General features: G+C 44.2%; 11 protein-coding genes. 8 read left to right on the top strand and 3 right to left on the bottom strand.

Annotated elements, in window-relative coordinates; translation table 11 throughout:
- Positions 1-48 precede the first annotated feature (48 nt).
- The 3 genes from Q7A_RS01455 to gyrB all read left to right on the top strand — a co-directional run bounded on the left by Q7A_RS01455 (position 49) and on the right by gyrB (position 3,871).
- On the top strand, positions 49-213 hold the full coding sequence (locus Q7A_RS01455; RefSeq protein ID WP_014705546.1) for a rubredoxin: 165 nt from the start codon (positions 49-51) through the stop codon (positions 211-213).
- Between the two features lie 94 nt (positions 214-307).
- Positions 308-1,384 carry a DNA replication/repair protein RecF gene (recF, locus tag Q7A_RS01460; protein WP_014705547.1) on the top strand — a complete coding sequence of 359 codons (1,077 nt, stop codon included), beginning with the start codon at positions 308-310 and terminating at the stop codon, positions 1,382-1,384.
- Positions 1,385-1,456: 72 nt separating this feature from the next.
- Positions 1,457-3,871, top strand: coding sequence for a DNA topoisomerase (ATP-hydrolyzing) subunit B (gene gyrB / locus Q7A_RS01465; RefSeq protein ID WP_014705548.1), 2,415 nt, complete (start codon positions 1,457-1,459; stop codon positions 3,869-3,871).
- A 396-nt stretch (positions 3,872-4,267) separates the two neighbouring features.
- Here gyrB and Q7A_RS01470 read toward each other — a convergent pair whose 3' ends face one another.
- The gene (locus Q7A_RS01470; RefSeq protein WP_014705549.1) at positions 4,268-5,584 is read right to left on the bottom strand and encodes an NAD(P)/FAD-dependent oxidoreductase; all 1,317 of its coding nucleotides are present in this window, start codon (positions 5,582-5,584) and stop codon (positions 4,268-4,270) included.
- Between the two features lie 137 nt (positions 5,585-5,721).
- Between Q7A_RS01470 and Q7A_RS01475 the strand changes: the two genes are divergently transcribed.
- Genes Q7A_RS01475 through Q7A_RS01490 form a run of 4 tightly spaced genes read left to right on the top strand, consistent with a single transcriptional unit; the run spans position 5,722 to position 8,997 of the window.
- Complete coding sequence (locus tag Q7A_RS01475) at positions 5,722-6,282, top strand: flavoprotein (protein WP_041354213.1); 561 nt, start codon at positions 5,722-5,724, stop codon at positions 6,280-6,282.
- Positions 6,275-7,702 carry a DUF6513 domain-containing protein gene (locus Q7A_RS01480; protein WP_014705551.1) on the top strand — a complete coding sequence of 476 codons (1,428 nt, stop codon included), beginning with the start codon at positions 6,275-6,277 and terminating at the stop codon, positions 7,700-7,702. Before Q7A_RS01475 ends, Q7A_RS01480 begins: the two co-directional genes overlap by 8 nt.
- 7 nt (positions 7,703-7,709) lie before the next feature.
- Positions 7,710-8,300: a DUF447 domain-containing protein gene (locus tag Q7A_RS01485; RefSeq protein ID WP_041354215.1), complete on the top strand. Its 591-nt coding sequence runs from the start codon at positions 7,710-7,712 to the stop codon at positions 8,298-8,300.
- Positions 8,290-8,997 (top strand): (5-formylfuran-3-yl)methyl phosphate synthase, encoded by a 708-nt coding sequence (locus tag Q7A_RS01490; protein ID WP_048480968.1) that lies wholly within the window; start codon positions 8,290-8,292, stop codon positions 8,995-8,997. The genes Q7A_RS01485 and Q7A_RS01490 overlap by 11 nt, the downstream gene beginning before the upstream one ends.
- A gap of 59 nt (positions 8,998-9,056) precedes the next feature.
- On the opposite strand, the gene metE is transcribed toward Q7A_RS01490, so the two are convergent.
- Complete coding sequence (metE, locus tag Q7A_RS01495; protein ID WP_014705554.1) at positions 9,057-11,336, bottom strand: 5-methyltetrahydropteroyltriglutamate--homocysteine S-methyltransferase; 2,280 nt, start codon at positions 11,334-11,336, stop codon at positions 9,057-9,059.
- Between the two features lie 100 nt (positions 11,337-11,436).
- Between metE and Q7A_RS01500 the strand changes: the two genes are divergently transcribed.
- Positions 11,437-12,333, top strand: coding sequence for a LysR family transcriptional regulator (locus tag Q7A_RS01500; protein WP_014705555.1), 897 nt, complete (start codon positions 11,437-11,439; stop codon positions 12,331-12,333).
- On the opposite strand, the gene Q7A_RS01505 is transcribed toward Q7A_RS01500, so the two are convergent.
- A complete protein-coding gene (locus tag Q7A_RS01505; RefSeq protein WP_014705556.1) occupies positions 12,330-13,133 on the bottom strand; it encodes a response regulator in 804 nt (267 codons plus the stop codon). The two genes, Q7A_RS01500 and Q7A_RS01505, sit on opposite strands and share 4 nt — an antisense overlap.
- Positions 13,134-13,143 lie beyond the last annotated feature (10 nt).

Raw genomic sequence — 13,143 nt, forward strand, 5'->3', positions numbered from 1 at the left:
TTTGTTGTAAGATGTCAGAACGGTTTAATAAATTTGATAGGACTTAATATGCGAAAGTGGCAGTGTTTAGTATGTGGTTTTGTTTATGATGAGGCTCTAGGGCTACCAGAAGATGGCATTCCTCCCGGTACAGCATGGGAAGATATTCCAGATGATTGGGAATGTCCGGAGTGTGGTGTAGGTAAAGAAGATTTTGAAATGCTGGAAATTTAATTTTTTTATTTTCTTTAACTTTATTTAATAAAAGTTAAAGCGATCACAATACTATGTTAAAACGAACTAATCGTATTACCATTTGGCAGTACATGTGCTGACAGAGCTTTCTCTTACGTATTTTCGAAATATTAACAAGTCGGTCCTTTATCCCGTTACCGGGGTAAACTTGCTCGTCGGTGAAAATGGTTCGGGAAAAACAAGCGTTTTAGAGGCGATTTATTTGCTGGCGATGGGGCGTTCGTTTCGTTCTCGTAATTTGAAACACGTGGTTCAAAACAATCAGCAACAGTGTCAGTTGTTTGCCAGAATCTCACAGGGTATTCCGGTTGGACTACAGTTCAGTAAAACGACGGGGCTACAAATTCGACTCAACAATGCGCCGTTAAAAAAACTGTCTGAGCTGGCCTGCCACCTCCCTCTTCAATATATACCTGCAAACTGTCATGAGTTCTTTGAGTTGGGACCAAGGTTTCGTAGGAGAGTGGTGGATTGGGGTTTGTTTCACGTGGAACATGATTTTTTATTTCATTGGCAAGCTTATAAGAAAGTGCTCTCTCAACGTAATGCGGCTTTAAGAAACGAAAGACCTAATGAAGAAATAAAGGTTTGGGATGCCTCTTTAAATGTTCACGGCTTGAAGTTAGCACAGTACAGAAGGGAATATTTAAAAAAATTGGTAGTTCAGTATGAGAAATGGTTTCGCTTATTGTGTGATGATTTTCCAAAGGCTAAATTCGAACTGCGATATTTACCTGGATGGCCAAAAAGTGAAGATTTTTCAGAAGTTCTACACGAAACAATCGATAGAGATCGCGCATTGGGTTATACCAGGGCTGGGCCCCATGCAGCCGATTGGTCAATAAAAATTGATGGATTGGATCCAGCAGAGCTATTTTCACGAGGACAGCAAAAACTATTTTTCCTTGCTATCTGTTTTGCTCAAATTTCCATAATGCAACAGGTTAAGGAACAAAAAAGCGTTTTACTTATTGATGATCTTAGCTCCGAACTGGACAGTAATCACCAGAGATATGTCTTACAAGCTATCAAAACTTTAAAAGTTCAAACCTTTGTTTCTTCTACAAATCCTGATTTGTCAGCAATCTTAGCGTTAAATGAAAATGACGCAATGTTCCACGTGAAACGTGGAGATGTTCGGCTAACATAGTAAGCTGTCAACGAAAGACGATACATAGTAGAATGCATGTTTGGCTTTACCTTGCTGTAAATGGATTAATTTATGACCACTGAAAACAATAGTTACGATTCTTCTAATATCAAAGTGCTTAAGGGATTAGATGCCGTCAGAAAACGACCGGGCATGTATATAGGTGATACTGATGATGGAACTGGCTTACATCACATGGTGTTTGAGGTGCTGGATAATTCAATTGATGAATCATTGGCTGGTTATTGTACCGAAATAAACGTCCGGATTCATCCTGATGACTCGGTCTCTGTTGAAGATAATGGTCGCGGAATTCCCGTTGATATGCATGAAGGTGAAGGAGTATCTGCAGCAGAAGTTATTATGACCGTACTGCATGCTGGTGGTAAGTTTGATGACAACTCATATAAAGTCTCTGGTGGTTTGCATGGCGTTGGTATTTCAGTCGTTAATGCGTTATCAAAAAAACTATCGCTTGAAATTAAACGTAATGGCTTTCTGCATAAACAAAATTATACCCATGGGGTACCAGATGCTCCCTTAACAGCATTTGAAAAAACAGCAGCGACAGGAACGAAAATACAGTTCTGGCCAAGTGAAGAAACATTTACACACATAACATATGATTACAAAATTCTTGCCAAGCGAATCCGGGAATTAGCATTCTTAAATTCAGGTGTAAGAATCGTACTTACAGATGAAAGAGATGAGAAAACAGAAGTTTTTCATTACGAAGGTGGAATCAAAGCTTTTGTCACACATCTTAATAAGAATAAAACGTTCGTACATGAACATGTTATTAGCATTAGTGGTTTGCGTGACGACGTTGTAGTCGAGTTAGCCATGCAATGGAATGACTCCTATCAGGAAAATATCTACTGTTTTACAAATAATATTCCACAACGAGATGGTGGCACTCACTTAGCGGGGTTTAGAGCGGCGTTAACCAGAAGCTTGAACCAGTACATCGAAAGTGAAGGGCTGGCCAAAAAATCAAAAGTGGTCACCAGTGGTGATGATGCGCGTGAGGGGCTCACGGCGGTGCTTTCAGTAAAAGTGCCTGATCCTAAGTTTTCCTCGCAAACGAAAGATAAATTGGTTTCATCCGAAGTACGAACGATTGTTGAGTCATTAGTGAATGAATATTTCCAGGATTTTCTAATCGAAAATCCAAGCGAAGCCAAGCTGATTGCTAACAAAATGATTGATGCTGCACGAGCCCGGGATGCTGCGAGAAAAGCTCGTGAATTAACCCGTCGTAAAGGTGTGCTGGATATCGCTGGTTTACCAGGTAAGCTTGCTGACTGTCAGGAAAGAGATCCTGCACAGTCGGAACTCTTTTTGGTGGAAGGGGACTCGGCGGGAGGTAGTGCAAAACAAGGTCGAGATAGAAGAACACAGGCAATACTCCCTTTGAAAGGTAAGATTCTGAATGTTGAGCGCGCTCGTTTCGATAAGATGATTGGATCGGCGGAAGTGGGAACGTTAATTACTGCTTTGGGCTGTGGTATTGGTCGTGATGAATATGACCCAGAAAAACTACGCTATCATCATATTATTATAATGACTGATGCTGACGTAGACGGGTCACATATTCGCACCCTACTCCTTACTTTTTTCTATAGACAGATGCCTGAATTAATTGAGCGAGGCCATGTGTATATCGCGCAACCGCCTTTGTATAAGATTAAAAAGGGTAAACAAGAGCGTTATGTAAAAGATGATGCTGAAATGGAGCGTTATCTGACAGAGGTTGCTTTGACCAATGCAGTGCTCTACCCAACAGCAGAAGCAGCACCGATAGACGGCAACGCATTAGCACAGCTAGTGAATGAATATCAAACCATCAGAGCCATCATTACACGACTGGCTAATCATTATTACCCTGCTTTTTTAGATGAGCTGATTTACCAGGCCGCGATACCTGATTTCAACGATGGTACGGCAATGAATACTTGGTTAAAAGCGATTGAAACACGTATGAATGCCATCATGCCAACAGGAACCCACTATGTTCTGAATCTGCAAAAAAATGAAAATGAACCAATGCCGCATGTAAACATCAGCTTCACTCGGCATGGTATAAGTAATGATTTTCATGTCCCAGGCGAGTTCTTTGCCAGTACGGAATATCAGAGAATTATGTCTTTTTCGAATAAAATCAATGGTTTGTTTGAGGGAGATGCAAGAATAGAACGCGGTGAAAGAAGCGAAAAAGTTCAGCATTTTTCACAGGCAGTAAAGTGGTTAATGGTGGAAGCCCGTCGCGGACAGCATGTACAGCGTTATAAAGGCTTGGGCGAAATGAATCCTGAGCAATTATGGGAAACCACGATGGATAAATCGAAACGACGTTTGCTGCAGGTCAGAATCTCAGATGCTATCACCGCAGATGAAACCTTCAACACCTTGATGGGGGACAATGTCGAACCACGGAGAGAGTTTATTGAAACCCATGCTTTACAGGCATCAAATTTAGATATTTAACACTAACTAGCTAATAACTCAAGACAACAACCTCAAGCCTGGCCAACCATCAAACATGGAGCGGGCTTCCTTTTATTAATTGAAATTAATATGTATTTGTATGGTCGGCTTTTACGATATTGAGGTTCTACAAACAAAGTACGAAAAGCATCATACTGTAAGTATAAGCGGCCAGGGACAATCGATTTAGCAGCACGCAGACTTTCGCCTTGTAGGCGGAAAGACAAGGCATAAGAAAGGTTAGGTGTTTTTTTATGCCGAATAATGACAATCGAATAGACGGTGTTAAAAGTAAAAAAAGAGATAAGCAGTGGAGGTAAAGTTGTGTGTTCTCGCCATTCATAACAAAAAAGGCTCTTAGTTGAGCCTTTTTTGTTGAAATTAGAAATTACAGAATTAATGCAATTTGATTTTAGGATGTACGCTACGGCGGAAAACATGTGAAAGCGAAAGCATTAGCACGCGGAATGGCCCGAATAGTGCGACTTGGTGCATTTTGTATAAAGAAAGATACATCAGCCGCGCCATCAAACCTTCAACTTTCATACTGCCTTTACTTAAATTACCCATGAGGTTACCGACAGTACCATAACGACCCAACGAAACCAGAGAACCATAATCATGGTAGTGATAATCAGGAAGGTCTTCCTTGCCTTTCATACGGTTTTTAATGGATTTGTAAACTAGCGACGCCATCTGATGCGCTGCTTGAGCACGGGGTGGAACATTCTGATCCTGACCCAACCATTTACAGGCACAGCAGTCACCAATGGCATAAATATCGTCATCAAAAGTCGTCTGTAATGTTTGTTTGACGACTAATTGGTTCATCCAGTTTGTTTCTAAGCCACCAATATCCTTCAAAAACTCCGGAGCCTTGATTCCCGCTGCCCAGACCTTAATTGCTGCAGGAATATTACGGCCACTTTGCGTCTTAATCTCTGTTTCTGTCACTTCTATGACACGTTCGCCAGCAAGGATTTCAACACCAAGTTGTGATAACTCCTGATGAGCCGCAGCAGAAATATTTTCAGGTAATCCAGGTAAAATACGATCAGCTGCTTCGATAAGAGAAAGTTTTACATCGTGCGGTTTAACTTCATCCAGTCCATAGGCATTTAAGAGGTGAGATACTTCATAGAGTTGAGCACATAATTCAACGCCAGTGGCGCCAGCACCAACAATTGCAATATTCAACTGACCTTCGTCAAGGGGGCGTCCTTGAGTATGTGCGCGTAGATAAGATTCAAGAAGCTGATTTTGAAAATACTCAGCTTGTTTGGTGGTATCAAGAAATAAACAATGATCTCCCACACCTTTGATACCGAAGTCATGACTGACACTACCAACAGCAATAATGAGATAGTCATAATCAAAAGTTCTGCGTGGAATAATTTCCAGGCCCTCTTCGTTAAAGGTCGGAGCCACCATAATCTTCTTATTTTGGCGGTCCAGCCCATCCATTTTGCCTAAACGAAAACGAAAACCACTGCACATTGCCTGGCTGAGGTATTCAATCTCATCTTCATGGGAATCAAGCGTTCCAGCAGCAACTTCGTGCAATAGCGGCTTCCAGATATGCGTATGCGTGCTATCAACCAAAGTGACTTGCGCTTTCTTTTTTTTGCCAAGTTTTTTCCCAAGTTTGGTAACCAGCTCCAAGCCGCCAGCTCCACCACCTACAACCACAATTTTTGGCACTGCTTCTGACATAGATATATGACTCCCATCAATCCGTTGCAAAATTGTTATTAATTTTAACTTATATGATAGTAATGAACCTATATAATTTTTACTACTAGGCCAGACTCTGGCAAAATTAAAAGCTTGAAATCAATTGAGATCGTAGCATGCAATCACGGCCGGAAAAGCCAAAGTTGGCCTGGGCAATAACAGGATCTGGACATTATTTGGAAGAGTGTTTGGAAATTATTCGTGAATTACCGGATGTGGACCTGTTTTACAGTCGTGCAGGAGAGGAAGTCATTCGCATGTATGGGCACGATCCTAAATCCTTGCATAAAGACGGCCATGTCTATCGAGATAGAGCCGCCAGCTCTCCCCCTGTCGGATTATTCTATCGAGGGGATTACCATACTCTGGTGGTTGCGCCCGCCACATCAAATACGGTTGCAAAAATGGTTCTGGGTTTGTCTGATACTTTGGTCACTAATGTGTATGCACAGGCAGGAAAATGTCGAGTTCCTAGTATCGTTTTGGCCTGTGATGCCGTTTCAGAAGTTGATACCCCTGCTCCTGATCGTATGGTGAGGCTATGGCCCAGAGCAATAGATCTTGCACACACGGAAACTCTTCGTGGATTTGAAGCGACAACCGTCGTGGAAAGTGCAACGGCTTTACACGAAACTTTAACAAAACGTCTGGAACACGTTAACGCCGATCATGGCTGAGACCATTCTCTTCCTCACCGGTAAGCTTGCTCAACCCAGTGTTGAAAAAGTATTACATGAAATGGCGCCGCTACCATTTGAGTATAAAATCCATCAGCTGGGGTTGTCGGTTGCTGCATTAATGACCGATAAAATGATTGCCAGAAGGTTGAAACCGGAGGATTATGCCGGTTGTAAACAAATCATGGTTCCAGGACGCTGTCGTGGTGATTTAGCTGAATTAAGTAAACTTCTTGGAATTGAGGTGGTACGTGGTCCGGAAGAGATTAAGGATCTGCCACTATTCTTTGGCAAAGCCCGCAAAGAGCCAGATCTCAGTAAATATGATGTCAATATTTTTGCAGAAATAGTTGATGCTCCACAACGTGATATTGCCGGCATTCTGGAGCGAGCCAATTATTATCGTCAGGCAGGAGCAAATGTCATTGATATTGGTTGTCTTCCGGAAGAAAAGTTTCCACTAATGGAAGAAGCGATAGCTGCACTGCATGAAAATGGATTTAAAGTTAGTGTCGACTCAATGTCAATGGATGATTTGAGGCGTGCAAGTAAAGCTGGTGCAGATTATTTGTTGAGTCTGTCGGAAAAAACGATTGACCTTGCCAAAGAAACGGATGCAATCCCCGTCCTGGTTCCTCTCGGACCCCTCGAATCACTTGAGCGTGCTATGGAAGCCATGGATAAACTGGGTAAACCATGGATAGCGGATCCGATACTGGATCCAATTCATTTTGGTTTTACAGAGTCGATAGTTCGTTATCATACTCTGCGCCAAAAATATCCTGAAGCACCAATGATGATGGGGGTGGGCAATTTAACCGAGCTTACCGATGCCGATACCAGCGGGATCAATGCGTTGTTGTTTGGGATTATCTCGGAATTAAACATTACCAATGTATTGGCAACCGAGGTTAGTCCGCATGCGCGGCGAGCCATCAAAGAAGCGGATATTGCCAGACGGATGATGTTTGCGGCTCGCGATGACAATAGCTTACCTCGAGATTTCACTGCAGACTTATTGGTTAGTCATGAACGTAGACCTTTTACCGATACGGAGCAGGAAATTATCCAATTATCGGAGAACATCAAAGATCCAAACTATCGAATTAAAATTGCCCCTAAAGGAATATTTGTTTTCAATCGGGATGGCTTGCTACAGGGTACCGATCCGTTCGCCTTTTATCCGCAGCTGCAAGTAAAAGATGATCCCGGGCACGCCTTTTATCTGGGAGTGGAGTTAGCTCGGGCTCAAATCGCCTGGCAACTTGGTAAACGATATACTCAGGACGAAGACCTGCAATGGGGTTGTGCTGTTGAAGAGGAAGAGAAAGACTTAACCCGGCAGAAATCGAAAGGCACGACGATGCAAAAAGATCCGCAACGGGCTTGTGGTACAGCCGAGAGTAAAAAGAATAAATAACAGGAGCATGCATGTGGCATTGCTGACCAGTCAGATTCATGAAGTTATCGTCACTACGATATCAGAGAATGGAAAAGTACACTCTGTACCCATGGGGATAAGCGAAGTAAGTGGTCACTTTCAAATAAAGCCATTCAAACCCTCTACGACTTACGATAATTTGCTCCGGCATGGTCAATGCTCAATCAACTTTGTCGATGATGTACGCATCTTTGCTGGTGCATTAACAGGACATCGTGATTGGCCGACTTCTCCTTGTCATCAGATTGAAGGTGAGTTTATCGACGATGCACTTTCACATATTGAGCTGGAGATTGTTCGTCTGGAAGATGATGATCCACGAGCCTGTTTTTATGGCGCTGTAATTTGCGATGTAAACCATAAGCCATTCAGAGGCTTTAACCGTGCCCAGAATGCAGTAATTGAGGCAGCCATTCTGGTGAGTCGGCTGGGCATGTTGCCAGAACATAAAGTCCGCGACGAAATTGCCTACCTGACTATCGCTATTGAGAAAACGGCTGGTGAACGTGAGCTCCAGGCCTGGGGCTGGTTAATGGAAAAAGTTGAACAATCCGGAATAAAGCTAAATGATAACTAAATGGTTAGCCAGCGTAGAATCGCTTGAGGAGGCCAGACTTCTGGTGGAGCAGCTGCCAGATATCCTCGATATGAAAAACCCGTCTAAAGGCGCTCTGGGCGCTTTAAACCATCAAACTGTCACCGAGATCGTTAATTGGATCAACAAAGGTTGTCTTTGTAGTGCAACGGTAGGTGACCTTCCCATGCAACCAGAGATAATTTCAGCAGCAATTCGCAGCATGGCTGAAACAGGCGTGGATTATGTCAAAGTTGGCCTGTTCGATGAATCCGGGCTTATCCAATGCATTCAACAATTAGAGCCCACCATCAGAAGTCTTAAAAAACCTGTGATTGCGGTCATATTTGCTGATCAGTTGCCTCAGCAAAAGCTAATTCCATTACTGGCAAAATCCGGATTCGCCGGCGTGATGCTGGATACTGCCCGCAAAGATGGTCAGGGATTGTTGAATCATTTATCCGTAGAAGCTCTGCAACAGTTTGTTGTGGAGGCAAAATCCGCTGGACTGTTGTGCGGTTTGGCCGGCGCACTGAGGATTGAGGATATCGAAACACTCAGTCCATTGCAGCCGGATTATCTTGGCTTTCGCAGTGCGTTATGTCAGCAGCATCGCCGCACTAACCTTCTGGATCCTGAGTTGGCTAAACAAATACAAACCCAATTGAACGTGGCTTTGCCAGAAGTGTTGGCCTGTTAGACGTAGACGCAAAAAACCGGATAGAGAAAGATACCTCCCCCTACCCGGTTTATGTTTTATCAAGCAGCCAGTTTTAATCTTAGTGATTGTGCTGCTGAAACCATGGCTTTCAACGCAGGTTCCACTTCTTCCCAGCGACGGGTTTTCAAACCGCAGTCCGGGTTCACCCATAACAGTGTTTTATCAATTCGCTGAGCGGCCAGTTTGAGCAATTCCACCATTTCCTGCTTTGATGGAATATTCGGACTGTGAATATCATAAACCCCCGGCCCTATCGCATTGGGATAATCAAACTTCTGAAAAACATCCAGTAATTCCATTTGCGAGCGTGAGGTCTCAATGGTGATGACATCGGCATCCATGGCGGCAATGGCTTCTATAATATCGTTGAATTCGGAATAACACATATGAGTATGGATTTGTGTCTCATCTGCCACACCATTAGCGGTGATTCGGAATGATTCCACTGCCCAGTCCAGATAAGTCTTCCATTGAGATTGACGTAATGGCAAACCCTCTCTTAAAGCCGCTTCATCGATCTGAATGATATTGACCCCGGCACTTTCCAGATCGATTACTTCATCCCGAATCGCCAGTGAAATCTGTTTACAGGTTTCGCTACGCGGTTGGTCGTCTCTGACAAAAGACCAGTTGAGAATGGTGACTGGCCCGGTCAACATCCCTTTTACCGGTTTGTCGGTTAATGATTGGGCATATTGAATCCACTCAACGGTCATAGGGCCAGGCCGTGACACATCACCATAGAGGATCGGTGGTTTCACACAACGAGAACCATAGGACTGAACCCAGCCAAACTCTGTGAAAGCAAAGCCCTGTAATTGTTGACCGAAATACTCGACCATATCGTTACGTTCAGCTTCACCATGCACTAACACATCAAGTCCCAGTTCCAGTTGTTTATCGATGGCATAGCGAATTTCCGCCTGAATTTGCTGGCGATATTCGGCATCAGCTAGTTGACCCAGGCGATACTTTTTACGCGTCTGGCGAATATCATTGGTCTGTGGAAAAGAGCCAATAGTCGTGGTTGGAAATGCGGGCAACTGCAACGCTTGCTGTTGTATGGCTGCCCGTTGTAAATAAGCACTATGCCGCTGGCCTGACGCGGAATGAGTTGCTTCACAACGCTGTTTGACGGCTGGATTATGAACCCGAGTGGACTGCTGGCGATGTTGAATGGATTGTTTGTTGTCTGCCAACTGTGTGGCAACACTGTCACGCCCCAGATTGAGCGCCTGAGCTATTAACGTTAACTCTTCCAGCTTTTGTACCGCAAAGGCCAACCAGTCACGAGTCTCCTCATCCAGATTCTGCTCAGAACTTAAATCAATAGGCACATGCAGTAACGAACAGCTTGGTGCCAACCATAAGCGTTCAGCAAGCCGGGTATGAATCGGCTCCAGTAGTTCAAGCGCCTGAGTTAGATCGGTTTTCCAGATATTGCGGCCATTGATAATGCCCACTGACAGCACTTTATGGGAAGGCAGCCAGTCAACCACTCTGACAAGTTCATCTGCAGCATTGATCGCATCAATATGCAGTCCTGCTGTGGGTAATTCGCAGGCTAGCTGCAGATTTTGCTGAAGTTGGCCGAAATAGGTTGTCAGCAACAATTTGACACGACATTTCGCTAAACTGAAGTAGGCTTTCTGCAAAGCCTGTTGCCATTCCGTTGACAGTTCAGTGACCAGAACAGGTTCATCGATTTGCACCCACTCGACGCCGTTATCTGCTAGCTGATCCAGAATTTCTGCATAAACCGGTAATAACTTATCCAGTAAAGCGAGTTTGTCTGTTTCGTCCTTGGTTTTACCCAGCCAGAGATAGCTTACTGGACCAACCAGAACGGGTTTTATTTTAAAACCTGCAGCTTTTGCTTCTTTGATTTGCGCCAGCAATCGTTCCGGACATGCCTTAAATGCACTTTCCGCGTTAAATTCCGGTACCAGGTAATGGTAATTGGTATCAAACCATTTGGTCATTTCTGCAGCTGCGACCTGATGATTGCAACAGGATGAACCTGCCTGTCCACGCGATGCCTGAAAATATTGGGTTAAGGCATCAGCATTTTTATCGACTCGTGATGGCAGATTATCCAACAGCTGACTGGTGTCCAGAACATGGTCGTAAAAGGAAAAGTCTCCAACAGGCACCAGATCCAGGTCAGCTTGCAATGACCAATGACGTAAACGTAATGTTTTGCCGGTTTGTTCTAGATCATCAGCAGCTGTTTCACCGCGCCAATAGCGTTCCAGGGCAAATTTTAATTCTCGTTGGCTGCCAATACGGGGAAAGCCAAGATTATGTGTGGTGACCATTCGATATCCTCTCAATCGGTTTTAAAAAGCTCCATTGTAATCAGACTTATTGATGAGTAATAATGATGATTATTTACTTATTTATGAGGGATGTTCATATATGATTGAGCGCGCGCATTTACGAATCATTCGAGCCTTGGCAGAAAATGGCAGTTTAACGGCAGCAGCCAATGCCTTATTTCTCACACAATCCGCCTTATCGCATCAGATCCGATATCTGGAGCAGAAGCTGGAAATAAGCTTATGGCAGCGGGATGGTCGTAAGTTAAGACTGACACAGGCAGGCGAACTGATGTTGCAGGTTGCTCAGCAGGTTTTACCGGTTCTGGAGCAAACTGAGCAGACCTTACAGGCCTATTCAGAGGGACGGGCAGGTATTTTACGTCTGGGCGTGGAGTGCCACCCCTGTTATGAATGGCTGAAAAAAATTCTGGCAGACTATCTGCGCGAAATGCCGCAAATGGATGTCGATATCGTGCATCAATTCCAGTTTTCAGGCATGGAAGGGTTGTTGAATCATCATATTGATTTGCTGGTGACGCCGGATGCCGTAAAACAGGTTGGCGTACTTTATCAGCCGATGTTTGATTATGAGTTGGTTTTGCTGGTGGCTGAAGGTCATCCATTAAGTGAGCAGAAATTTATTCAGGCTGAAGCGCTGCACAAGGAATTATTGCTGACGTTTCCCGTCGCCCATGAACGACTTGATGTGTTTACCCAGTTTTTGATGCCCGCCGGGATTAACCCTCGAACCAAAGCCATGCAATCAATGGATATTATGGTGCAGATGGTGGCGTTACAGAGAGCGGTGACGGTGTTGCCTAACTGGCTGGCCAATGAGTTTTGTCAAACGCTGCCGGTTAAAGCGATACGACTTGGAAGAGGCGGTTTGGCGAAAACGCTTTATGCTGCCATAAGAGAGTCAGATCAGGATGTCAGCTACCTGCAAAAATTTATTTCCCTTGGCGTGCAATCCAGCAATGCTGTAAACGATTAACTTTGTTCGTCAAGCACTCGATAAAGGATTTCACGGATAGACTCAGGTTCAAAAGGTTTATCCAGAATTGCCGATACGCCCGCCTGCTCAACCTGCCCCAATCGGGTTTGGTTCTGCTCGCTGGTGACAACTAAAATGGGGACGAAGGTATTGCCCATCTCACTGCGGATATGTTCAACCAGCGCCTGACCATCCATTTTCGGCATATTCAGATCGGTCACTACCAAATCGAAACTCTGTTGTTTGAGCATTTCAATCGCTTCAATGCCATTTTCAGCCTGATGAATCTGGTTTATGCCCATGTTCTGAAACACGCGAAACAGATGGTTGCGCGATACTAGGCTGTCATCGACCAGTAAAACTTCCAGCTGTTCTACTTCGTAATTCTGTAATTCAATTTCAGTGGGATCGATATGCTGCAGGGTCGTACGGATGGCTCGTTGCAGATTGGCGTGATCAAAGGGTTTGGGCAGAATGGCCACGACACCGGATTGGCGAAGTGGCTCAAGCGCTTCAATATTTGATTCGCTGGAGATCAGCATAAAATGGGTGTTTTCCAGATTATCCAGTCGACGAATTGATGAGAGTAGTTCAGTCGCGGTCATGTCAGGCAAATACATGGCGCTGATCACCAGATCCGGTGGATACTTCTGCATCGCCACGATAGCCTGAGCGCCATCGTGAACACCATCAATTTTATTCACACCCGCCTGGCGTAATTCACGCATGATGATTTTCAGCTGAACGGAAGATGGCTCAACCAGTAATATCGAGAGTTCTGATTCATTAAGCGAGTACATGCTGGTTCCG

Origin of the sequence: Methylophaga nitratireducenticrescens (genome assembly GCF_000260985.4) — a bacterium.
Classification (GTDB): domain Bacteria; phylum Pseudomonadota; class Gammaproteobacteria; order Nitrosococcales; family Methylophagaceae; genus Methylophaga; species Methylophaga nitratireducenticrescens.